At 60.2% G+C, this 22,646-nt stretch carries 19 protein-coding genes; 6 read left to right on the top strand and 13 right to left on the bottom strand.

Annotated elements, in window-relative coordinates:
* Positions 1-46 precede the first annotated feature (46 nt).
* The 7 genes from lpdA to sdhC all read right to left on the bottom strand — a co-directional run bounded on the left by lpdA (position 47) and on the right by sdhC (position 9,176).
* Complete coding sequence (gene lpdA, locus J7E36_RS15195; RefSeq protein ID WP_215004262.1) at positions 47-1,483, bottom strand: dihydrolipoyl dehydrogenase; 1,437 nt, start codon at positions 1,481-1,483, stop codon at positions 47-49.
* A 104-nt stretch (positions 1,484-1,587) separates the two neighbouring features.
* A complete protein-coding gene (gene odhB / locus J7E36_RS15200) occupies positions 1,588-2,811 on the bottom strand; it encodes a 2-oxoglutarate dehydrogenase complex dihydrolipoyllysine-residue succinyltransferase (RefSeq protein ID WP_215004264.1) in 1,224 nt (407 codons plus the stop codon).
* 43 nt (positions 2,812-2,854) lie between these two features.
* Positions 2,855-5,686, bottom strand: coding sequence for a 2-oxoglutarate dehydrogenase E1 component (locus J7E36_RS15205; RefSeq protein WP_215004266.1), 2,832 nt, complete (start codon positions 5,684-5,686; stop codon positions 2,855-2,857).
* 261 nt (positions 5,687-5,947) lie between these two features.
* Positions 5,948-6,652 carry a succinate dehydrogenase iron-sulfur subunit gene (locus J7E36_RS15210; protein WP_215004268.1) on the bottom strand — a complete coding sequence of 235 codons (705 nt, stop codon included), beginning with the start codon at positions 6,650-6,652 and terminating at the stop codon, positions 5,948-5,950.
* Between the two features lie 11 nt (positions 6,653-6,663).
* Positions 6,664-8,436: a succinate dehydrogenase flavoprotein subunit gene (gene sdhA, locus J7E36_RS15215; RefSeq protein ID WP_215004270.1), complete on the bottom strand. Its 1,773-nt coding sequence runs from the start codon at positions 8,434-8,436 to the stop codon at positions 6,664-6,666.
* A 3-nt stretch (positions 8,437-8,439) separates the two neighbouring features.
* Positions 8,440-8,808, bottom strand: a complete 369-nt coding sequence (gene sdhD, locus J7E36_RS15220) for a succinate dehydrogenase, hydrophobic membrane anchor protein (RefSeq protein WP_042731480.1) — start codon at positions 8,806-8,808, stop codon at positions 8,440-8,442.
* Entirely contained in the window at positions 8,802-9,176 is a 375-nt protein-coding gene (gene sdhC / locus J7E36_RS15225) for a succinate dehydrogenase, cytochrome b556 subunit (protein ID WP_003179220.1), read from the bottom strand. The genes sdhD and sdhC overlap by 7 nt, the downstream gene beginning before the upstream one ends.
* A gap of 364 nt (positions 9,177-9,540) precedes the next feature.
* On the opposite strand from sdhC, the gene gltA reads away from it, so the two are divergent.
* Positions 9,541-10,830, top strand: a complete 1,290-nt coding sequence (gltA, locus tag J7E36_RS15230; RefSeq protein ID WP_215004272.1) for a citrate synthase — start codon at positions 9,541-9,543, stop codon at positions 10,828-10,830.
* A 240-nt stretch (positions 10,831-11,070) separates the two neighbouring features.
* Here the strand turns inward: gltA and J7E36_RS15235 are convergent, their stop codons facing one another.
* From J7E36_RS15235 to J7E36_RS15245, 3 genes are all read right to left on the bottom strand, one after another.
* A complete protein-coding gene (locus J7E36_RS15235) occupies positions 11,071-12,729 on the bottom strand; it encodes a cation acetate symporter (RefSeq protein ID WP_215004274.1) in 1,659 nt (552 codons plus the stop codon).
* On the bottom strand, positions 12,726-13,037 hold the full coding sequence (locus J7E36_RS15240; RefSeq protein WP_215004276.1) for a DUF485 domain-containing protein: 312 nt from the start codon (positions 13,035-13,037) through the stop codon (positions 12,726-12,728). Before J7E36_RS15240 ends, J7E36_RS15235 begins: the two co-directional genes overlap by 4 nt.
* A gap of 315 nt (positions 13,038-13,352) precedes the next feature.
* On the bottom strand, positions 13,353-14,207 hold the full coding sequence (locus J7E36_RS15245; protein WP_215004278.1) for a glycine betaine ABC transporter substrate-binding protein: 855 nt from the start codon (positions 14,205-14,207) through the stop codon (positions 13,353-13,355).
* Positions 14,208-14,569: 362 nt separating this feature from the next.
* Between J7E36_RS15245 and J7E36_RS15250 the strand changes: the two genes are divergently transcribed.
* The gene (locus tag J7E36_RS15250) at positions 14,570-15,868 is read left to right on the top strand and encodes a serine/threonine protein kinase (RefSeq protein WP_215004280.1); all 1,299 of its coding nucleotides are present in this window, start codon (positions 14,570-14,572) and stop codon (positions 15,866-15,868) included.
* Positions 15,861-16,649 carry an MlaA family lipoprotein gene (locus J7E36_RS15255; RefSeq protein ID WP_215004282.1) on the top strand — a complete coding sequence of 263 codons (789 nt, stop codon included), beginning with the start codon at positions 15,861-15,863 and terminating at the stop codon, positions 16,647-16,649. Before J7E36_RS15250 ends, J7E36_RS15255 begins: the two co-directional genes overlap by 8 nt.
* Before the next feature lie 131 nt (positions 16,650-16,780).
* On the opposite strand, the gene J7E36_RS15260 is transcribed toward J7E36_RS15255, so the two are convergent.
* On the bottom strand, positions 16,781-17,695 hold the full coding sequence (locus J7E36_RS15260; RefSeq protein WP_215004284.1) for a DUF808 domain-containing protein: 915 nt from the start codon (positions 17,693-17,695) through the stop codon (positions 16,781-16,783).
* Between the two features lie 130 nt (positions 17,696-17,825).
* Between J7E36_RS15260 and J7E36_RS15265 the strand changes: the two genes are divergently transcribed.
* A complete protein-coding gene (locus J7E36_RS15265; protein WP_215004286.1) occupies positions 17,826-18,440 on the top strand; it encodes a TetR/AcrR family transcriptional regulator in 615 nt (204 codons plus the stop codon).
* A 127-nt stretch (positions 18,441-18,567) separates the two neighbouring features.
* Here J7E36_RS15265 and J7E36_RS15270 read toward each other — a convergent pair whose 3' ends face one another.
* Both J7E36_RS15270 and J7E36_RS15275 read right to left on the bottom strand, forming a co-directional pair.
* Positions 18,568-19,026 carry an REP-associated tyrosine transposase gene (locus J7E36_RS15270; protein WP_215004288.1) on the bottom strand — a complete coding sequence of 153 codons (459 nt, stop codon included), beginning with the start codon at positions 19,024-19,026 and terminating at the stop codon, positions 18,568-18,570.
* Positions 19,027-19,167: 141 nt separating this feature from the next.
* Entirely contained in the window at positions 19,168-19,608 is a 441-nt protein-coding gene (locus J7E36_RS15275; protein WP_215004290.1) for a GlcG/HbpS family heme-binding protein, read from the bottom strand.
* Between the two features lie 267 nt (positions 19,609-19,875).
* On the opposite strand from J7E36_RS15275, the gene gcl reads away from it, so the two are divergent.
* Both gcl and hyi read left to right on the top strand, forming a co-directional pair.
* Positions 19,876-21,651 carry a glyoxylate carboligase gene (gene gcl, locus J7E36_RS15280; RefSeq protein WP_215004293.1) on the top strand — a complete coding sequence of 592 codons (1,776 nt, stop codon included), beginning with the start codon at positions 19,876-19,878 and terminating at the stop codon, positions 21,649-21,651.
* Between the two features lie 130 nt (positions 21,652-21,781).
* A complete protein-coding gene (gene hyi, locus J7E36_RS15285) occupies positions 21,782-22,564 on the top strand; it encodes a hydroxypyruvate isomerase (protein WP_215004295.1) in 783 nt (260 codons plus the stop codon).
* Positions 22,565-22,646: the final 82 nt, after the last annotated feature.

Here is a 22,646-nt window from a genome sequence, read left to right on the forward strand (position 1 = left end):
CGCAAGGCTCACGACGGGCCGTACCGCCGTGGTTTCTTATTGTCTGTTAACGCTTCTTGCGGTTGGCCACGTGGATGGCGCCGCCATTCACGGCCAGGGCCGCTTCGTGCAAGGCTTCGGACAGGGTCGGATGGGAGAAGACCATCATGCCCAGGTCTTCAGCACTGGTGCCGAATTCCATACCGATCGCGCCTTGCTGTACCAGCTCGGCAGCGCTTGGGCCAATGACGTGAACGCCCAAGACGCGATCCGTCTTGGCATCGGCGATGACTTTCACGAAACCGCCGGTATCGTTGGCTGCCATGGCACGGCCGGAGGCTGCGAACGGGAAGGTGCCGACGTTAACTTCAACGCCTTCGGCTTTCAAGGCCTGCTCGGTTTTACCGACCCACGCGATTTCCGGGTGGGTGTAGATAACCGACGGGATCAGGTCGTAGTTCATCTGGGCCTTGTGACCCTTGATGCGCTCGACAACCATGATGCCTTCTTCGGACGCCTTGTGCGCCAGCATCATGCCGCGAACCACGTCACCAATGGCGAAGACGCCTGGGACGGTGGTGGCGCAGAAGTCGTCAACCTTGATAAAGCCGCGCTCGTCGAGTTCCACGCCGCTGTCGGCAGCCAACAGGTCGGTGGTCACTGGGCGACGACCGACCGCAACGATCAGTTTGTCGAAGGTGATGGTCTGTTCGCCGTTGGCGTCGGTGTAGGTCACCACGACTTCTTCGCCATTGACCTTGGAACCGGTCACGCGAGCGCCCAGCTTGATGTCCAGGCCCTGTTTGGTCAGGGTTTTCAGCGCTTCCTTGGACACCGCGGTGTCAGCGGCGATCAGGAAGGTTTCGAGGGCTTCGAGCACGGTCACTTGCGCGCCCAGGCGCGACCATACCGAACCCAGCTCCAGGCCGATGACGCCGGCGCCGATGACGCCCAGGCGTTTCGGCACGGTCTGGAATTCCAGGGCACCGGTGGAGTCGACGATCACGTTCTGGTCGACTGGCGCAGGTGGAATGTCGATCGGGCGCGAGCCCGGTGCCAGGATGATGTTCTCGGCCTCGATCACTTCAACCGAACCGTCAGGCTTGTTCACTTCGACTTTCTTGCCCAGCAACAGCTTGCCGTGGCCCTGGATCGAGGTCACGCCGTTGGCCTTGAACAGGGTAGCAACGCCGCTGGTCAGGTTCTTGACGATGCCAGCCTTGCGGCCAACCATCGCGGCGACGTCCATCTTGACTTCACCGGTGGAGATACCGTGGACGTTGAAGCTTTCTTTCGCTTCCTTGTATTTCCATGAGCTGTCCAGCAGCGCCTTGGAAGGAATGCAACCGACGTTCAGGCAAGTACCGCCGAGAGCCTGTTTGCCCTCGCCATCGGTGTATTTCTCGATGCAGGCAGTGCTAAGGCCCAGTTGCGCAGCCTTGATGGCCGCTACGTAGCCGCCAGGGCCCGCACCAATCACTACCACGTCGAATTTCTGAGTCATAAAAAAGGTTCCCTTTTAGCTGCAAGCTACAAGCCGCAAGCTACAAGCTCCAACCTCGCCCGCAGTGGGCTTGAGACTGGTCGCTTGCAGCTTGCAGCTGCTTTTTAAATATCCAGGAGCAGACGCGCCGGATCTTCAAGCAGGTTCTTGATGGTGACCAGGAAGGTTACGGCTTCTTTCCCGTCGATCAGGCGGTGATCGTAGGACAACGCCAGGTACATCATCGGACGAATCACAACCTGACCGTTGATCGCCATCGGACGCTGGATGATGTTGTGCATCCCCAGGATCGCCGCTTGCGGCGGGTTGACGATCGGGGTCGACATCATCGAGCCGAATGTACCACCGTTGGTGATGGTGAACGTACCGCCGGTCATCTCGTCGATGGACAGCTTGCCGTCACGGGCCTTCTTGCCGAAGGTGGCGATGCCGCCTTCGATTTCGGCCAGGCTCATCAGTTCGGCGTTACGCAGGACCGGAACCACCAGGCCACGGTCGCTGGAGACCGCGACACCGATATCGGCGTAGCCGTGGTAGACGATGTCGGAACCGTCGATCGACGCATTGACTGCCGGGAAGCGTTTCAGCGCTTCGGTAGCGGCCTTGACGAAGAACGACATGAAGCCCAGGCGCACGCCGTTGTGGGACTTCTCGAACAAGTCCTTGTACTTCGAACGCAATGCCATGACTTCGGTCATGTCGACTTCGTTGAACGTGGTCAGCATGGCCATGTTCGACTGGGCTTCGACCAGGCGCTTGGCCACGGTGGCACGCACGCGGGTCATCGGTACGCGCTTCTCGGTGCGGTCGCCAGCGGCGAACACAGGCGCAGCGGCGGCCGGAGCGGCAGCCTTGGCCGGAGCCGCGGCCGGTGCGGCCTTCTTCGCGGCAACGGCAGCCACCACGTCTTCCTTGGTCACACGACCGCCTTTGCCGGTGCCGGCAACGGAGGCGATGTTGATGCCGTTCTCTTCGGCGATCTTGCGCGCCGCCGGGGCAGCGACTGGATCGTCTTCGCCGTCAGCAGCCGGAGCGGCAGCCTGGGCAGCGGCAGGGGCAGCAGCGGCCGCCGGAGCAGCGGCAGCGGCACCGCCCTCTTCGATCGAGCCCAGTACCTGGTTGGACAGGACGGTAGCGCCCTCTTCGGCAACGATTGCGCCAAGCACGCCGTCAGCTTCGGCCAACACTTCCAGAACGACTTTGTCGGTCTCGATGTCGACGATCAGGTCGTCACGCTTTACAGCTTCGCCTGGTTTCTTGTGCCAAGTGGCAACGGTGCCATCGGCAACCGATTCCGGGAATGACGGGGCTTTGATTTCGATAGCCATTATCTGTGGGTCCTTAAAATTCGGTTTCAGTCAGCACGAAGGCTTAAACAGTGAAAGCATCTTGCAGCAGTTTTTCCTGCTGCTCGGCGTGCATCGACGCATAACCACACGCAGGTGCCGCAGAAGCATCACGGCCGGCATATTCCAGGCCCAGGGCCTTGTTATGGTTGCCAATGCTGCGACGCAGGTGATGCTGGCTGCTGTACCACGCGCCCTGGTTCATCGGTTCTTCCTGACACCACACCACATGGGTGAGGTTGGTGTAAGGCGCGATGGCCTCCATCAGGTCCTCTTCCGGGAACGGGTAAAGCTGCTCGATACGCACGATGGCGATGTCTTCGCGGCCTTCGGCACGACGTTTTTCCAGCAGGTCATAGTAGACCTTGCCGCTGCACAGGATCAGGCGAGTCACCTTGGCCGCGTCCAGCGTGTCGATTTCCGGGATAACCGTCTGGAACGAGCCTTCGGCCAGATCCTCGAGTGTGGAGACCGCCAGTTTGTGACGCAGCAGCGATTTCGGGGTCAGCACGATCAGCGGCTTGCGCAGCGGACGAATGACCTGGCGACGCAGCAGGTGGTAGATCTGAGCCGGGGTCGTCGGTACGCAGACCTGGACGTTGTGCTCGGCGCACAGCTGCAGGTAACGCTCCAGACGTGCCGAAGAGTGCTCCGGCCCCTGCCCTTCATAACCGTGCGGCAACAGCATGGTCAGGCCACACAGACGGCCCCACTTGTGCTCGCCACTGGTGATGAACTGGTCGACAACCACCTGGGCACCGTTGGCGAAATCGCCGAACTGGGCTTCCCAGATCACCAGCGCGTTCGGCTCGGTGGTGGAATAGCCATATTCGAACGCCAGGACGGCTTCCTCGGACAGCAGCGAATCGTACAGGTCGAAACGTGGCTGGCCTTTGTACAGGTGTTGCAGCGGGATATAGGTGCTGGCGTCTTTCTGGTTGTGCAGCGCTGCGTGGCGGTGCGAGAAAGTGCCGCGGCCTACGTCCTGGCCGGTGATGCGAATCGGGTGACCTTCGAATGCCAGGGTCGCGTACGCCATGGTTTCAGCGTAACCCCAGTTGATCGGCAGGCCGCCGGCTTGCATCTTCTGACGGTCTTCGTAGATCTTCGCAACCTGGCGCTGGACCACGAAGCCTTCCGGGATCTCCAGCAGCTTGGCGGACAGTTCCTGCAGGGTCTTGAGGTCGAAACGCGTGTCGTGACGAGCGGTCCAGGCATGGCCCAGGTACGGACGCCAGTCCACGAACAACTCTTTGTTCGGCTCTTTGACCAGGCTTTTTACTACGTGCAGGCCGTTGTCCAGGGCGTTGCGATATTCATCGACTTTCTCCTGGACGCGCTCGGCATCCAGCACGCCGCCTTGGGTCAGGCGCTCGGCATACAGCTCACGGGTGGTGCGCTGCTTGGCGATTTGCTGGTACATCAGCGGCTGGGTGCCGCTTGGCTCGTCGGCCTCGTTGTGGCCGCGACGACGGTAGCAGACCAGGTCGATCACCACGTCGCGCTTGTACTGCATGCGGTAGTCGATGGCCAACTGGGTCACGAACAGCACGGCTTCCGGGTCATCTCCATTCACATGGAGAATCGGCGCCTGGATCATTTTCGCCACGTCGGTTGCGTACTCGGTGGAACGCGAGTCCAGCGGGTTGCTGATGGTGAAACCGACCTGGTTGTTGATCACGATGTGCACGGTACCGCCGGTCTTGAAACCGCGGGTCTGCGACATCTGGAAGGTTTCCATCACCACGCCCTGACCGGCGAATGCCGCGTCACCGTGGATGGAGATCGGCAATACCTTCTCGCCAGTCGGGTCGTTACGACGATCCTGACGGGCGCGGACCGAACCCTCGACCACCGGGGAAACGATTTCCAGGTGGGACGGGTTGAACGCCATGGCCAGGTGGACTTCGCCGCCGGTGGTCATCACGTTGGACGAGAAGCCCTGGTGGTACTTGACGTCACCGGAACCCAGCTCGACCTTCTTCTTGCCTTCGAACTCGTCGAACAGCTCGCGCGGGTTCTTGCCGAAGGTATTGACCAGCACGTTCAGGCGACCACGGTGGGCCATGCCGATGACGACTTCCTTGGTGCCGTAGGAACCGGAACGCTGGATCAGCTCGTCGAGCATCGGGATCAGGCTTTCGCCGCCTTCCAGGCCGAAACGCTTGGTACCCGGGTATTTGGTACCCAGGTATTTCTCCAGGCCTTCACCGGCAGTGACGCGCTCGAGCAAGTGGCTCTTGATGTCGGCGGAGTACGTCGGACGGCCACGAACGCTTTCCAGACGCTGCTGGAACCACTGGCGCTGCTCGGAATCGGTGATGTGCGTGAACTCGGCGCCGATGGTGCGGCAATATGTCTGCTGCAACGCTTCGTGAATTTCACGTAGGCTCGCTTCCTCTTTGCCGATGAACAGGTCGCCGGCACGGAAGGTCGTATCAAGATCGGCATTGGTCAAGCCGTAATGAGTGATCGACAGGTCTGCAGGTGCAGGACGCTGCCACAGTCCCAGCGGGTCAAGCTGGGCCGCTTGGTGGCCCCGCATCCGGTAGGCCTGGATCAGTCGCAGCACTTCAACCTGCTTCTTCTCGTGCTCACTGCTCACGCTGCCGGCAGACACCGGTTGGGCGCGGCGCTGGTTCTTTGCCAGCAGCACGAAATGATCGCGAATCGTCGAGTGCGAAACATCAGTGGCAGAGTTGCCGTCAGCCGGCAACTTCTGAAAGTAGGTGCGCCATTCTTCTGGCACAGCGTTAGGGTCGTGCAGGTAGAGCTCGTAGAGCTCTTCCACATAGGCAGCGTTACCACCGGAGAGGTGGGCACTGTTCCACATGCGCTGCATCACGCTTTCTTGCATGCTTGGTCACCCTCGATTAGGGGAACACCACCGGCGAAAACACCGAGCAAACTTGCAGAAGTCCGAATGCAGCGACTAAAACAAGCCACTTAGGATCACGCTGATAGTCCGGGTACCAGCCCGGATGCCCCTGCTTGTCTCATTTCTTCAAAATAAGAACCGCCGCTTTGTAAGCGGCTGTTCTGGTTATGCTACGACGCGGGTTGAAGCCCGCGCCCTAGCCTCTACGGGTACAGCGGTTCTACGGGTACAGCAGCTGAATCACACGCCGTTTTGCAGCAGCATGTTACGTACGTGACCGATGGCCTTAGTCGGGTTCAGGCCTTTCGGGCAGACGTTGACGCAGTTCATGATCCCGCGGCAGCGGAATACGCTGAACGGGTCATCCAGTGCAGCCAGGCGCTCGGACGTCTTGGTGTCACGGCTGTCTGCCAGGAAGCGATACGCTTGCAGCAGGGCAGCCGGGCCCAGGAATTTGTCCGGGTTCCACCAGAAGGATGGGCACGAGGTCGAGCAGCAGGCGCACAGGATGCACTCGTACAGACCATCGAGCTTTTCACGCTCTTCCGGCGTCTGCAGACGCTCGATGGCCGGAGCCGGCGTGTCGTTCTGCAGGAATGGCTTCACCTTCTCGTATTGCTTGTAGAAGATGCTCATATCGACGACCAGGTCACGGATAACCGGCAAACCTGGCAACGGACGGACGATCAGCTTGTTGCCTTTTACAACGGCCGACAGCGGCGTGATGCAGGCCAGGCCGTTCTTGCCGTTGATGTTCATGCCGTCGGAACCGCACACGCCTTCACGGCAGGAGCGACGATAGGAGAAACCTTCGTCCTGCTCCTTGATCAGGGCCAGCACGTCCAGCACCATCAGGTCCTTACCGCCGGTATCGACCTGGAAATCCTGCATGAACGGCGCGGCGTCCTGATCAGGGTTGTAGCGATAAACACTGACTTGCAACATGGCAGCCACCCTTAATAAGTCCGAATCTTGGGTTCAAAGGTAGGGACAGTCTTCGGCGAGAAGTTCACGGCACGCTTGCTGACGCGCTTTTCACCCGGGAAGTACAGGGTGTGACACAGCCAGTTTTCGTCGTCGCGATCTTCATAGTCTTCGCGGGCATGGGCGCCACGGGACTCTTTACGCACTTCGGCCGCGATGGCAGTGGCTTCGGCCACTTCCAGCAGGTTCTGCAATTCCAGCGCTTCGATACGGGCAGTGTTGAACGCCTGCGACTTATCGTTGATCTTCACGTTGGCAATTCGTTCACGCAGTTCTGCCAGCTGGGCAATACCCTTCTGCATGTACTCGCCGGTACGGAACACACCGAAGTAGTTCTGCATGCAGCTTTGCAGCTCGCGACGCAGGGTTGCCACGTCTTCGCCATCGGTGCGCGCGTTCAGCGCGGACAGACGGGCCAGGGCCGCGTTGATGTCGGCGTCGGTGGCATCGTCGTATTCGATGCCGTCGCTCAGCGCCTTTTCCAGGTGCAGGCCAGCGGCACGACCGAAGACCACCAGGTCGAGCAGCGAGTTGCCGCCCAGGCGGTTGGCACCGTGGACCGATACGCACGCCACTTCACCCACTGCGAACAGGCCAGGGATGATCTGGTCGACGCCTTCGGCGTTCTGGGTGATCGCCTGGCCGTGAATGTTGGTGGCAACGCCGCCCATCATATAGTGGCAGGTTGGAACCACTGGCACGGGCGCGACGACCGGGTCGACGTGAGCGAATGTCTTGGACAGTTCGCAGATGCCTGGCAGGCGGCTGTGCAGCACTTCCTCGCCGAGGTGGTCGAGCTTGAGCAGCACGTGGTCGCCATTCGGACCGCAACCGTTGCCGGCGATGATTTCCTTCACCATCGAACGGGCAACCACGTCACGACCGGCAAGGTCCTTGGCGTTCGGAGCATAACGCTCCATGAAACGCTCGCCGTGCTTGTTGATCAGGTAGCCGCCTTCACCACGGCAGCCTTCGGTGACCAGTACACCGGCGCCGGCGATGCCGGTCGGGTGGAACTGCCACATTTCGATGTCTTGCACCGGCACGCCAGCACGCAGGGCCATGCCGACGCCGTCACCGGTGTTGATCAGGGCGTTGGTGGTGGACGCATAGATACGGCCTGCACCGCCGGTCGCCAGCACGGTGGCCTTGGCGCGGATGTAGGTGGTTTCGCCGGTTTCGATGCAGATCGCGATCACGCCGACGAAGGCGCCGTCCTGGTTCTTCACCAGGTCAACGGCGTAGTACTCGTTCAGGAACGTGGTGCCGGCTTTCAGGTTGCCCTGATAAAGGGTGTGCAGCAGGGCGTGACCGGTACGGTCGGACGCCGCGCAGGTACGCGCCGCCTGGCCGCCCTTGCCGTAGTCCTTGGACTGGCCACCGAACGGACGCTGGTAGATACGGCCGGTTTCGGTACGGGAGAACGGCAGGCCCATGTGGTCCAGCTCGAACACCGCGGCAGGGCCTTCCTGACACATGTATTCGATCGCGTCCTGGTCACCGATGTAGTCGGAACCCTTGACGGTATCGTACATGTGCCAGCGCCAGTCATCGTTCGGGTCGGCCGAAGCGATGGCGCAGGTGATGCCACCCTGGGCGGAAACCGTGTGCGAGCGGGTCGGGAAAACCTTGGTGATCACGGCAGTCTTGTGACCGCCCTGCGCCAGTTGCAGCGCTGCGCGCATGCCGGCACCGCCACCACCAATGATGATGGCGTCGAAAGAAATCGTAGGAATGTTAGCCATGAATCAGATACCCCAAAGAATCTGCACACCCCAGACGAAGTACGCGAACATCGCGACGCCGCATACCGCCTGGAAAAGGAAACGTATGGCAGTCGCCGACTTGCCGAACGCCATCTGCGTCAGGTAGTCGGTGGCGATGGTCCACATGCCGACCCAGGCGTGGGCGCCCAATGCGACAAGTGCCAGCAGACTGAAGATACGCATCCAGTTGTTTGCGAACAGTTCATGCCATTGGGCATAGCCAAGGCCAGGGTTTGCGACGACATATCCGATCAGGAAAATGAAGTAAGCCGCGAGAACGACCGCAGACACACGCTGCGCCATCCAGTCATACAGGCCCGAACGCGAAAGGTTCGTGACGTTGGTTACCATATCCAGACTCCTGCCAGAACGATCAGCACCGCAGACACGGCGATAATGATTTTCGAGCCCAGCTTGCCGCCTTCCAGCGTTTCACCGATGCCCATGTCCATGATCAAGTGGCGCACACCGGCGACCAGGTGATACAGCAAGGCGGACAGGATGCCCCAAATCACTAGCTTGGCTAGCGGACTGGTCAGACACGCTTTCACCTGACCGAAGCCTTCTTCCGAGTCGAGCGACTTGTCCAATGCGTAAAGCATGATGGCCAGGCTGACGAAGAGAATGACACCGGAGATTCGGTGAAGAATGGACGTGTAAGCAGTGACTGGGAGTTTGATGGTCCTTAGGTCTAGGTTTACAGGTCGTTGGCTTTTCACGGCTTTTTTTTCACACTGAAGAGCCCCTAACAATCAGGGCAAAATTGTTGCGGCGCGCACTGGTCAGGTACTCACCACCCAGGGAGTGACGACCCCCAAGAAAACAGGCCCAAAAGCCCCTGGCGGTCGGTGGCCGAGTATAGACAGTTAGGCTACTAATGACAACGCGTTCACCTTCCCTGATAGCGCATTGCACATACTGGAGAAAAGGCGTAAACGGCAGGCAATTTCGCGGAAAAAGTCCGGTTAAAGCCTTCTGGAGCAAGACTTTAGGCAAATTGACTTTCGGATTTATCTCACTATAGTGGTGCGGGCCCTGCGTGGGGGGTCTGTCTGATGATTCCAAGCATTAATAGGAGGCCACATGGCTGACAAAAAAGCGCAGTTGATCATCGAGGGCGCAGCCCCCGTCGAGCTGCCCATTTTAACCGGCACCGTTGGTCCCGATGTAATCGACGTACGGGGCCTGACGGCCACGGGCCGTTTCACCTTTGACCCAGGTTTCATGTCGACCGCCTCGTGCGAGTCGAAAATCACCTATATCGACGGCGACAACGGCATCCTGCTGCACCGCGGCTACCCGATCGAGCAACTGGCTGAAAAATCGGACTACCTGGAAACCTGCTACCTGCTGCTCAACGGCGAGCTGCCAACCGCAGAGCAAAAGGCCCAGTTCGTCAGCACCGTGAAGAACCACACCATGGTTCACGAGCAGTTGAAGACCTTCTTCAACGGCTTCCGTCGCGATGCCCACCCGATGGCCGTCATGTGCGGCGTTGTCGGTGCCCTCTCGGCCTTCTACCACGACTCCCTGGACATCAATAACCCCCAGCATCGCGAAATCTCCGCGATCCGCCTGGTGGCGAAGATGCCGACCCTGGCAGCCATGGTCTACAAGTACTCCATGGGCCAGCCCATGATGTACCCGCGCAACGACCTGACCTATGCAGAGAACTTCCTGCATATGATGTTCAACACGCCGTGCGAGATCAAACCGATCAGCCCGGTGCTCGCCAAGGCCATGGACCGGATCTTCATCCTCCATGCCGACCACGAGCAGAACGCCTCCACGTCCACCGTGCGCCTGGCCGGCTCGTCGGGTGCCAACCCGTTCGCCTGCATCGCCGCCGGTATCGCCGCGCTCTGGGGCCCTGCCCACGGCGGTGCCAACGAAGCGGTATTGACCATGCTCGATGAAATCGGCGATGTCTCGAACATCGACAAGTTCATCGCCAAGGCCAAGGACAAGAACGATCCGTTCAAGCTGATGGGCTTCGGTCACCGGGTCTACAAGAACCGCGACCCGCGCGCCACCGTCATGAAGCAGACCTGCGACGAAGTGCTCAAGGAACTGGGGATCAAGAACGATCCGCAACTCGAACTGGCCATGCGCCTGGAAGAGATAGCCCTGACCGACCCGTACTTCATCGAGCGCTCGCTGTACCCCAACGTCGACTTCTACTCGGGGATCATCCTCAAGGCGATCGGCATTCCAACCAGCATGTTCACCGTGATCTTCGCCCTGGCGCGGACCGTCGGCTGGATCTCCCACTGGAAGGAAATGCTCTCCAGCCCGTACAAGATCGGCCGTCCGCGCCAGTTGTACACCGGCTACGAGTCGCGCGACATTACCGAGCTGCAAGACCGCAGGTAAGACCTGCCTTGCGATAGGTTCCAAGCTGCACCGAAACGGCCCCTGCTTCCTTGACGAGAGCGGGGGCCGTTTTGTTTGCGGCCTTCTTGGCCTGTGGTGGCAGGCCTGCTCGCGATGACGCCAGTTCTGATCACCCTTAACCAAGACACAAAAAAATACCCCAGCCTCTCGACCGGGGTATTTCCTTATGCAGCACCGCTTCCAACTTGCAGCTTGAAGCTCGCAGCTCCTCACTGCCTTTTAGTGATTCACCGCCCCACTCGCCCCCAAACCAGTCTGCGACCGCACGAACTGCGGGAAGAACAGCGCCCGCTCGTTGGCGGCTTCAGCCGACTTGTCCGTGATGGAGAAGAACCAGATGCCGACGAAGGCAATGGCCATGGAGAACAGCGCTGGGTATTCATACGGGTAGATCGGCTTCTCGTGCCCCATGATCTGTACCCAGATGGTCGGGCCCAGGATCATCAGTCCTACCGCACTGACCAGGCCCAGCCAGCCGCCGATCATGGCGCCGCGGGTGGTCAGCTTCTTCCAGTACATCGAAAGCAGCAGGACCGGGAAGTTGCAGCTCGCTGCGATGGAGAACGCCAGGCCCACCATGAACGCGATGTTCTGCTTCTCGAACAGGATACCCAGGCCGATCGCCAGCACCGCCAGGGCGATGGTGGTGATTTTCGAGACGCGGATCTCGTCCTTCTCGTTGGCCTTGCCTTTCTTGATCACGCTGGCGTACAGATCATGGGACACCGCCGAAGCACCCGCCAGGGTCAAGCCGGCCACGACTGCCAGAATGGTAGCGAAGGCCACCGCCGAGATGAAGCCGAGGAAAACACTGCCGCCCACTGCATTGGCCAGGTGCACCGCCGCCATGTTGTTACCACCCAGCAAGGCACCTGCCGCGTCCTTGAAGGCCGGGTTGGTGCTGACCAGCAGGATCGCGCCGAAGCCGATGATGAAGGTCAGGATGTAGAAGTAACCGATGAAGCCAGTGGCATACAGCACGCTCTTGCGGGCTTCCTTGGCGTCACTCACGGTGAAGAAGCGCATCAGGATGTGTGGCAGGCCAGCGGTACCGAACATCAGCGCCAGGCCGAGGGAGAAGGCCGAAATCGGATCCTTCACCAGGCCGCCAGGACTCATGATCGCCTCACCTTTAGGGTGGACCTTGACCGCTTCGGCAAACAACATGTTGAAGTCGAAGTTGACGTGTTTCATGACCATCAGTGCCATGAACGAAGCACCCGACAGCAACAGCACCGCCTTGATGATCTGCACCCAGGTGGTGGCCAGCATGCCGCCGAACAACACGTAGAGGCACATGAGGATGCCGACCAGCACCACCGCAACGTGGTAATCCAGGCCGAACAGCAACTGGATCAGCTTGCCGGCACCGACCATCTGCGCGATCAGGTAGAACGCTACCACTACCAGCGAGCCGCTGGCGGACAAGATACGGATCTGCGTTTGCCCGAGGCGATAGGACGCCACGTCGGCAAAGGTGTATTTACCCAGGTTACGCAGGCGCTCGGCGATCAGGAACAGAATGATCGGCCAGCCGACCAGGAAGCCGATCGAGTAGATCAGGCCGTCGTAGCCGGAGGCGAACACCAGCGCGGAAATCCCCAGGAAAGAGGCTGCCGACATGTAGTCGCCGGCAATGGCCAGGCCGTTCTGGAAACCGGTAATCCGGCCACCGGCTGCATAGTAGTCGCTGGCCGACTTGCTGCGCTTGGAAGCCCAGTAAGTAATGCACAGGGTCAGGCCGACAAATGCCACGAACATGATGATGGCGGCGACGTTGAGGGGTTGCTTCTGCACGGCACCGGTCAAGGCTTCCGCCGCCCAGGCGCCCGGGGCGAATGCTGCGATGCTCAAAAGAGCCAGTAGACGCCGGATCATTGCTGAGCCTCCTTGAGAATCGCATTGTTCAGGTCGTCGAACTCGCCATTGGCGCGTCGCACGTAGATAGCGGTCAGAATGAAGGCCGAGAGAATCAGGCCGACACCAATGGGAATGCCCCAGGTGATCGTCAAGTCGGGCGAGATCCTGGCCCCGAGAACGTGTGGCCCGTAGGCGATCAGAAGAATGAAACCGGAGTACAGCCCTAGCATGATCGCCGAAAGAATCCAGGCGAACCTTTCCCTTTTTCTCACCAGCTCCTTGAAGCGCGGGCTGTTTTGAATCGAGAGGTAAATGCTGTCGTTCATTGTTTTTATCCTCGCAGCACAATTTAAGTTGGAACGACCCTACTCTATGCGGCTCAAGGCCAGGTTCCAGACGACCTTAGTATTAGAACGACATGACGGTTTTGCCAGTTTTCAGCCATTTTTCTCAATCGCCCCTGTGGGAGCGAGCCTGCTCGCGATTGCGACCGCACATTCAATATAGATGCAAGCAGACATACCGCCATCGCGAGCAGGCTCGCTCCCACAGGGGATTTTCATAGGGCTGGAAATTGCAGGTACAAAAAAACCGCATGACCCGTAGGCATGCGGTTTTTTACAGCAGTCAAACCAGGCGGATTACTTGCCGGTCCACTCCTTCACGCGGTCCGGGTGCTTGGCAACCCAATCCTTGGCTGCGGCTTCCGGCTTGGCACCTTCCTGGATCGCCAGCATGACTTCGCCGATCTCGTCTTTCGAGGACCATTGGAATTTCTTCAGGAAAGCGGCCACTTCCGGCGCCTTGGTATCCAGTTCCTTGCTGCCGATGCTGTTCACGGTTTCAGCCGCGCCGTAGACGCCTTTCGGGTCTTCCAGGAAGCGCAGTTTCCACTTGGCGAACATCCAGTGCGGCACCCAGCCGGTCACAGCGATGGATTCGTTCTTCTTCTCGGCACGGGTCAGCTCGGCGATCATGCCGGCACCGGAACTGGCCTTGAGTTGATAACCAGTCAGGTCGTAGTCCTTGATCGCCTGCTCGGTCTTGAGCATCACGCCTGAACCGGCGTCGATACCGACGATGCGCTTCTTGAAGGAGTCGTCGGTCTTCAGATCCTCGAGGGACTTGGCCTTGACGTACTCCGGCACGATCAGGCCGATCTTGGCGTCTTTGAAGTTGGGGCCATAATCGACCACCTGGTCCTTGTTCTTGGTCCAGTAGTCGCCATGGGTCACCGGCAGCCAGGCCGAGAGCATCGCGTCGAGCTTGCCGGTGGCCACGCCTTGCCACATGATCCCGGTCGCCACGGCTTGCAGCTTCACGTCGTAGCCCAGCTTCTGCTTGATGACCTCGGCCGCGACGTGAGTGGTCGCGACGCTGTCGGACCAACCGTCTACGTAACCGATGCTCAGCGTTTTGGTTTCGGCACTGGCCAGTGTGGAGCTGATCGCCAGTACCAGTGCGGCACCTGCGCCCAAGAGTCGTCGCATCTTCATCGTTACTTCCCCGAAAGTGCTGCGCCCGACGGATGCCGGGCGGCGTCAGCGTATAGCTATGGTCACAGCGCCCCCGTCACGCTCGCTCACCCGAACCGGTCCGAACGCCAGTGGAGTACTGACGCGTCGATCATCAACCCCTGCCGATCCGTATCCTGATCTGTCAGCGACACTGATGCGCCGAGAAACGACATCAGATCGCCAGCTGCGACAAGTAGACTTCAACTAGCCATCACCGAGGTCGAGCGTGTATCGTCCCGCTACTATTGCACCCCGTTCGCGCCCATCATGGCACTTTGCTCCGCTTCGGTGGTCATAGCCTGCGAATCTCATTCGACACCTTTCCTCTAAGGGATCCAGTCATGCTCCGTTCCTTGCGCTTCGCTGCCCTCTTCGGCGGCCTTATTCTGAGTGCGTCCGCGCTGGCGGTAGACATTGACGCCGCCAGCTATGGCTACCCCTTGACCAATCCGTTCGAGGCGACCATTGCGACCACCCCGCCGGACCTGCGCCCGGAGTTGCCGCTGATCGAGGACATCAATCAGGCCGACCACAGCCTGACCCTGCGCCCCGAACGCCAGTTCATCCTGCCGGACAACTTCTGGCCGGTAAAAAGCCTGACCTATCGCATGGCCATCCAGGACAAACCGGCGCCGCTGATCTTCCTGATCGCCGGCACGGGCGCGCGCTATGACAGCAGTATCAACGAATACCTCAAGCGGCTGTACTACAAGGCCGGCTACCACGTGGTGCAGCTGTCATCGCCCACCAGCTTCGACTTCATGAGTGCCGCCTCGCGCTTCGCCACCCCTGGTATCTCCAAGGAAGACGCCGAGGACATGTACCGGGTGATGCAGGCCGTGCGCGCCCAGAACCCCAAGCTGCCGGTGACCGAGTACTACCTCACCGGCTATAGCCTGGGCGCGCTGGATGCGGCGTTCGTCGCGCATCTGGACGAAACCCGCCGCAGTTTCAACTTCAAGAAAGTGCTGTTGCTGAACCCGCCAGTGAACCTGTACACCTCGATCAGCAACCTGGACCGACTGGTCCAGACCGAGGTCAAGGGCATCAACAGCACCACCACGTTCTATGAACTGGTGCTGAACAAGCTGACCCGCTACTTCCAGCAGAAAGGCTACATCGACCTCAACGACGCCCTGGTCTACGACTTCCAGCAGTCCAAGCAGCACCTGACCAACGAACAGATGGCGATGCTGATCGGCACCTCGTTCCGTTTCTCGGCGGCCGACATCGCGTTCACCTCGGACCTGATCAACCGTCGCGGCCTGATCATTGCGCCCAAGTTCCCGATTACCGAAAGCACCAGCCTGACGCCGTTTCTCAAACGCGCACTGCAATGTGATTTCAGCTGTTACCTCACCGAGCAGGTGATCCCGATGTGGCGTGCGCGCACCGACGGCGGCAGCCTGCTGCAACTGGTCGATCAGGTCAGCCTGTACGCGCTGAAGGATTACCTGCACGACAGCTCGAAGATTGCCGTCATGCATAACGCTGACGACGTCATCCTCGGCCCGGGCGACCTGGGTTTCCTGCGCAAGACCTTTGGCGATCGTCTGACGGTTTATCCACTGGGCGGCCACTGCGGCAACCTTAACTACCGCGTCAACAGCGACGCCATGCTGGAGTTCTTCCGTGGCTAAATATCTCCTGCTTATCGCGGCGCTCATGAGCGCGGGCATGGCCCATGCCGACAACAGCAAGGCCAATGCGCCTGTGGTGGAGGATTCGGACGGCTTCAAGGAGCCGTTGACCAAGCTCAAGTTCAACCCTGGGCTGGACCAGCGCGAGTTCGAGCGCTCGACCCTCAATGCCCTGAACGTGTATGACCCGCTGGAGTCCTGGAACCGTCGGGTCTACCACTTCAACTACCGCTTTGACCAATGGGTGTTCCTGCCCGTGGTCGACGGCTATCGCTACGTCACCCCGACCTTCGTGCGCACAGGGGTCAGCAACTTCTTCAACAACCTGGGCGACGTGCCCAACCTGATGAACAGCCTGCTGCAATTCAAGGGCAAGCGTTCGATGGAAACCACGGCGCGGCTGTTGCTCAACACCACCATCGGCATCGCCGGCCTGTGGGACCCGGCCACGGCCATGGGCCTGCCGCGCCAGAGCGAAGACTTCGGCCAGACCCTGGGCTTCTACGGCGTTCCCGGCGGCGCGTACGTTGTGCTGCCGATCTTCGGCCCTTCGAACCTGCGCGACACATCGGGCCTGCTGGTGGACTACACGGCCGAATCGGCGATCAACTTCCTCAACGTCGCCGAAGTCAGCGCCAACCACCCGGAACTGTTGCTCCTGCGCGGCGTGGACAAGCGCTACCAGACCAGCTTCCGCTATGGCCAGCTGAACTCGCCGTTCGAGTACGAGAAGGTGCGCTACGTGTACACGGAGTCGCGCAAGTTGCAGATCGCCGAGTAACCCTCGGCCAGCACTAACCCATGTGGGAGCGGGTTTGCTCGCGAAGGCGGTGTATCAGTCAGCCTGTTTGTAGCTGACACACCGCCTTCGCGAGCAAGCCCGCTCCCACAGTTTGTTATGGGTTGTCAGGTTCAGCCCTTCAGCGCCTTCCAGATCTTCCCCACCGCCATCACACCTGCCAGCACCACCGCCCCCGCCACGATCCCCGCCACCGCATTAAGCAACATCGGCACGATAAACCCGGAGCCGCCAGCACTGGCCGCCACGCCTTCGATCCAATGGTGGACCACCGGCACGCCGTGGGTGAGGATGCCGCCGCCCACCAGGAACATGGCCGCCGTGCCGATCACCGACAGGCTTTTCATCATGTACGGCGCGGCACGCAGGATGGCGCCGCCAATGCTTTTGGCAGCTTGTCCGGGTTTTTGCGTCAGCCACAGCCCCAGGTCATCGAGCTTGACGATCCCGGCCACCAGGCCATAGACGCCGGCGGTCATGACAATGGCGATGCCCGAGAGCACGATCACCTGCTGGGTCAGCGGCGCGTCGGCGACCGTGCCCAGGGTGATGGCGATGATTTCGGCCGAGAGAATGAAATCGGTGCGCACCGCGCCTTTGATCTTGTCCTTTTCAAAGGTCACCAGGTCGACCGCCGAATCCGCCACGGCCTCGACCAGCTGCGCGTGTTCAGCCTGGTCCTCGGCCGGGCTGTGCAGGAACTTGTGGGCGAGTTTTTCGAAGCCTTCGAAGCACAGGTAGGCGCCACCCACCATCAACAACGGCGTCACCAACCAGGGCACGAAGGCGCTGATCGCCAGCGCCGACGGCACCAGGATCAACTTGTTGACGAACGAGCCCTTGGCCACCGCCCAGACCACCGGCAGCTCCCGCTCGGCACGCACGCCAGACACTTGCTGGGCGTTGAGCGCCAGGTCATCACCGAGGACACCGGCGGTTTTCTTGGCGGCCAACTTGGTCATCAACGCTACGTCGGCGAGCACGGTGGCGATGTCGTCGATCAGTACCAGCAAACTGCTTCCGGCCATGGAGGGGCTCCTTGAACAATAATGCCGCGCAGCATACCGCGAGCCGCGCCGCCGTGGGCATTGTTGAGCGCCGCGCGAGGCCGGTGCTACCATGCGCCACCGCCAGAACCGGCAAGGAACCTCTGGGTTTATGAGCACTATCCGCGAGCGTAACAAAGAACTGATCCTGCGTGCCGCCAGCGAGGAATTTGCCGACAAGGGCTTCGCCGCGACCAAGACCAGCGACATCGCGGCCAAGGCAGGCCTGCCCAAACCCAACGTCTACTACTACTTCAAATCCAAGGAAAACCTCTACCGCGAGGTCCTGGAAAGCATCATCGAGCCGATCCTCCAGGCCTCCACGCCCTTCAATGCCGATGGCGTACCGGGTGAGGTGCTGAGCAACTATATTCGCTCCAAGATCCGCATCTCGCGGGATCTGCCTTTCGCCTCGAAAGTCTTCGCCAGCGAAATCATGCACGGTGCCCCGCACCTGAGCCCCGACCTGGTGGAGCAGCTCAATGCCCAGGCCCGGCACAACATCGACTGCATCCAGACCTGGATCAACCGCGGCCAGATCGCCCCCATCGACCCCAACCACCTGATGTTCAGCATCTGGGCCGCCACCCAGACCTACGCCGATTTCGACTGGCAGATTTCCGCAGTGACTGGCAAGGCGAAGCTGGATGAAGCCGACTATGAGGCGGCTGCGCAGACGATCATCCGCTTGGTTTTGAAGGGGTGTGAGGTGGATCGTCAGGCTTAGCACCGCGCTGCCTTCATCGCGAGCAGGCTCGCTCCCACAGGTTTCGATGGTGGACACAAAATTCAGGGCCACTGCAAATCCCCTGTGGGAGCGAGCCTGCTCGCGATGAAGGCAACCCGGTTCCAAGTCAGACCCAGATCGCATCCCACAACGGGTAGTCGCCCAGTCGCTTCACCAGACCTGCCCGCAGCGGATTGGCAACGACATACCGGGCAAGCTTGACCATATCATCTTCGCGCCTCAATGCCCGGTCATGAAAGCCTTTTTGCCAAAGGTTGATTTTGCGGTCCAGAGACAGATTCACTGCCTTGGTACTCAATGATTTTGTTCTTTGCATCAGGCTACCCAACGACCCCTCACGCAACTCGATCAACCAATGAAAGTGTTCGGGCATAACGACCCAGGCCAATGAGTTGGCGAAACCCTGATCCTCAGCTTTTCGAAACTGATCGACGACCAATCTGCCCAAGGCGAAACTCTGAACAACAGGCTCTCGGCCAACAGTATTTGTGGTCAGCAAATAGATTCGATTCAACTCGCCATAGCGACCGATGCGCAAACGGTGTGAAGCGGGTAACTCCGGCATTCGATTACCTCTCTGATGACCAGGTTTCAAGAGGCTAGATCTGCGAATCTTCGAGTGCCGGGTGAACTTATTAGGCGATGTAACCGGGTAGATAGCCATCGCGAGCAGGCTCGCGATAGCAACAGCTCAGTCAATACAGAATCAAGCCCCCACCCCCGCATCCGCCATCAACCCCACCGCCTCCACCGCCCTGATCGCCACCTGCTCATCCACATCGGACAGATCACCGCTGACACCCACCGCACCCAACACCTTCCCTTCCCCATTGCGAATCAACACCCCACCCGGAACCGGTATGACGCTGCCCTGACCCAGGCTGTTCAGGGCGGCGATGAAGGCCGGGCGTTGTTGGGCGTCCTGGGCCAGCAGGCGTGAGCCCTTGCCCAGGGCGATGGCCCCCCAGGCTTTGCCGATAGCGATCTGTGGGCGAAGCAGGCTGGCGCCGTCTTCGCGTTGCAAGGCAATCAGGTGGCCACCGCCGTCAAGGACCGCGACGGTCAGAGGGGCGGCATTGACTTCACGGCCGGCGGCAAGGGCCTGGCCGGTCAGGTTCACGGCGATTTTCAAGGTTAAAGCGCTCATGGGTGCTGTCCTTTCTTTTGTTATGGAAAAGCCTTCCGGGTTTCACTTTCAGCCAAAGCGAACAACACAAATAGAACACAACAAAAGATATTTTTGTATACAATAATCTCAACAAAGCATCTGAAGCGACGAAACGCTTCAGCATTCTCGGCCTTTCAACGAATGAAACAGGCGCTTGAGAAAAGACATTGACCGGTACCGTTCGGCGTGAATACACTCGGCGCAAAGCCACTTGTATACAATTACAAAACTTAAGAGGCACAAAACATGAGCAAAATGAGAGCAATCGAAGCCGCCGTTCTGGTGATGCGCCGTGAAGGCGTGGACACTGCCTTCGGCATCCCGGGTGCGGCGATCAACCCGCTGTACTCTGCCCTGCAAAAGGTCGGCGGCATCGATCACGTCCTTGCTCGCCACGTGGAAGGCGCCTCGCACATGGCCGAGGGCTACACCCGCACCAAGGCCGGCAACATCGGTGTGTGCATCGGCACCTCGGGGCCGGCCGGCACCGACATGGTCACCGGGCTCTACAGTGCTTCGGCCGACTCGATCCCGATCCTCTGCATCACCGGTCAAGCACCCCGTGCGCGCCTGCACAAGGAAGACTTCCAGGCGGTGGACATCACCAGCATCGTCAAGCCGGTGACCAAGTGGGCGACCACCGTCCTGGAACCTGGCCAGGTGCCCTACGCCTTTCAGAAAGCCTTTTACGAAATGCGTTCCGGCCGTCCGGGCCCGGTACTGATCGACCTGCCGTTCGACGTGCAGATGGCCGAGATCGAATTCGACATCGATGCCTACCAACCGCTGCCCCTGGCCAAACCGGCGGCCAACCGCGTGCAGATCGAAAAGGCGCTGACCCTGCTGAACCAGGCCGAGCGCCCATTGCTGGTAGCCGGTGGCGGCATCATCAACGCCGACGCCAGCGAATTGCTGGTGGAGTTCGCCGAGCTGACCGGTATCCCGGTCATTCCCACCCTGATGGGCTGGGGCACGATCCCCGATGATCACCCGCTGATGGTCGGCATGGTCGGCCTGCAAACCTCCCATCGCTATGGCAACGCAACGCTGCTCAAGTCCGACGTAGTGCTCGGCGTCGGCAACCGCTGGGCCAACCGTCACACCGGCTCGGTGGATGTCTACACCGAAGGCCGCACGTTCATTCACGTGGACATCGAGCCGACCCAGATCGGCCGGGTGTTCACACCTGACCTGGGCATCGTTTCCGATGCGGCCTCAGCGCTGACCGTGTTCATCGAAGTCGCCCGAGAATGGCAAGCCGCCGGCAAGTTGAAGAACCGCAGCGCCTGGGTGCAGGACTGCCAGCAACGCAAGGCGAGCCTGCAGCGCAAGACCCACTTCGACAACGTGCCGGTCAAGCCACAACGCGTCTATGAAGAAATGAACCAGGTGTTCGGCAAGGACACCTGCTACGTCAGCACCATCGGCCTGTCGCAGATCGCCGGCGCGCAGTTCCTGCACGTCTACAAACCGCGCCACTGGATCAACTGCGGCCAGGCCGGTCCCTTGGGCTGGACCATTCCCGCCGCGCTGGGAGTGGTCAAGGCCGACCCGAGCCGCAAGGTCGTGGCGTTGTCGGGCGACTATGATTTCCAGTTCATGATCGAAGAGCTGGCGGTGGGGGCGCAATTCAAACTGCCGTACATCCATGTCGTGGTGAACAACTCTTACCTGGGCTTGATCCGTCAGGCCCAGCGCGGATTTGACATGGACTACTGCGTGCAGCTGTCTTTCGACAACCTCAACGCGCCCGAACTCAACGGCTATGGCGTGGACCACGTCGCCGTGGCCGAGGGCCTGGGTTGCAAAGCGTTGCGGGTGTTCGAACCGTCCGGCATCCAGCCGGCGCTGCGCAAGGCCCAGGCGATGATCGAAGAATTCCGGGTGCCGGTGATCGTCGAGATCATCCTGGAGCGGGTGACGAACATTTCCATGGGCACCGAGATCAACGCCGTCAACGAATTTGAAGACCTGGCGCTGGTGGGTAACGATGCGCCGACGGCCATTTCATTGCTCGATTAACGCTGTTCCCTTGTGGGAGCGGGCTTGCTCGCGAAGGCGTAGTGTCAGGTGGCATAGGTGTAGCAGACACACCGCTTTCGCGAGCAAGCCCGCTCCCACAGGGACCAACAACTAGTTTCCGGAGACCACCATGCCACGTTTCGCCGCCAACCTGTCCATGCTGTTCACCGAGCAGGATTTCCTCGCCCGTTTCGAAGCGGCCGCCAAGGCCGGTTTCAGTGGGGTCGAATACCTGTTCCCTTACGACTACAGCTCCGCCGAACTCAAGGCCCAGCTCGACGCCCATGGCCTGACCCAGGTGCTGTTCAACCTGCCGGCCGGCGACTGGGCCAAGGGTGAGCGCGGCATTGCCTGCCCGCCGGACCGGGTCGAGGAGTTTCGTGCCGGGGTCGACCTGGCGATCGCCTATGCCAAGGTATTGGGCAATACCCAGGTCAACTGCCTGTCCGGGATTCGCCCGCAGAACTGCAACGAAACCCTGGTGGAAAAGACCTTCGTCGCCAACCTCAAGTACGCCGCCGAAAAGCTGCAAGCAGCAGGCATCAAGTTGGTGATGGAAGCCATCAATACCCGCGACATCCCCGGTTTCTACCTGAACAACACCGCCCAGGCCCTGTCGATCCGCGAGCAGGTGGGCAGCGCCAACCTGTTCCTGCAATACGACATCTACCACATGCAGATCATGGAAGGTGACCTGGCGCGGACGCTGCAATCGCACCTGGGCGAGATCAACCATGTGCAACTGGCGGACAACCCTGGACGCAACGAGCCGGGCACCGGTGAGATCAACTACCGCTTCCTGTTCGAACACCTGGACCGTATCGGTTACCAGGGTTGGGTCGGCTGCGAATACAAGCCGCTGACCACCACCGAGGCCGGGCTTGGCTGGTTGAAAACCCATAACGCGCTCTGACATGCACTCATCCCCTGTGGGAGCGAGCCTGCTCGCGATGGCGGCAGCCCAGTCGATCACTTGTTGACTGACACACCGCCAT

The sequence above is a fragment of the Pseudomonas fluorescens genome (genome assembly GCF_018614775.1).
Classification (GTDB): Bacteria; Pseudomonadota; Gammaproteobacteria; order Pseudomonadales; family Pseudomonadaceae; genus Aquipseudomonas; species Aquipseudomonas fluorescens_BY.

Coding starts and splice junctions, on each gene's coding strand:
- lpdA (WP_215004262.1), bottom strand. CDS start 1,483: ATGACTCAGAAATTCGACGTGGTAGTGATTGGTGCGGGCCCTGGCGGC.
- sdhD (WP_042731480.1), bottom strand. CDS start 8,808: ATGGTAACCAACGTCACGAACCTTTCGCGTTCGGGCCTGTATGACTGG.
- J7E36_RS15265 (WP_215004286.1), top strand. CDS start 17,826: ATGAGCACTATCCGCGAGCGTAACAAAGAACTGATCCTGCGTGCCGCC.
- J7E36_RS15235 (WP_215004274.1), bottom strand. CDS start 12,729: ATGATCCGGCGTCTACTGGCTCTTTTGAGCATCGCAGCATTCGCCCCG.
- J7E36_RS15275 (WP_215004290.1), bottom strand. CDS start 19,608: ATGAGCGCTTTAACCTTGAAAATCGCCGTGAACCTGACCGGCCAGGCC.
- odhB (WP_215004264.1), bottom strand. CDS start 2,811: ATGGCTATCGAAATCAAAGCCCCGTCATTCCCGGAATCGGTTGCCGAT.
- J7E36_RS15260 (WP_215004284.1), bottom strand. CDS start 17,695: ATGGCCGGAAGCAGTTTGCTGGTACTGATCGACGACATCGCCACCGTG.
- J7E36_RS15250 (WP_215004280.1), top strand. CDS start 14,570: ATGCTCCGTTCCTTGCGCTTCGCTGCCCTCTTCGGCGGCCTTATTCTG.
- J7E36_RS15240 (WP_215004276.1), bottom strand. CDS start 13,037: ATGAACGACAGCATTTACCTCTCGATTCAAAACAGCCCGCGCTTCAAG.
- J7E36_RS15245 (WP_215004278.1), bottom strand. CDS start 14,207: ATGAAGATGCGACGACTCTTGGGCGCAGGTGCCGCACTGGTACTGGCG.
- J7E36_RS15270 (WP_215004288.1), bottom strand. CDS start 19,026: ATGCCGGAGTTACCCGCTTCACACCGTTTGCGCATCGGTCGCTATGGC.
- J7E36_RS15205 (WP_215004266.1), bottom strand. CDS start 5,686: ATGCAAGAAAGCGTGATGCAGCGCATGTGGAACAGTGCCCACCTCTCC.
- hyi (WP_215004295.1), top strand. CDS start 21,782: ATGCCACGTTTCGCCGCCAACCTGTCCATGCTGTTCACCGAGCAGGAT.
- gltA (WP_215004272.1), top strand. CDS start 9,541: ATGGCTGACAAAAAAGCGCAGTTGATCATCGAGGGCGCAGCCCCCGTC.
- gcl (WP_215004293.1), top strand. CDS start 19,876: ATGAGCAAAATGAGAGCAATCGAAGCCGCCGTTCTGGTGATGCGCCGT.
- J7E36_RS15210 (WP_215004268.1), bottom strand. CDS start 6,652: ATGTTGCAAGTCAGTGTTTATCGCTACAACCCTGATCAGGACGCCGCG.
- sdhA (WP_215004270.1), bottom strand. CDS start 8,436: ATGGCTAACATTCCTACGATTTCTTTCGACGCCATCATCATTGGTGGT.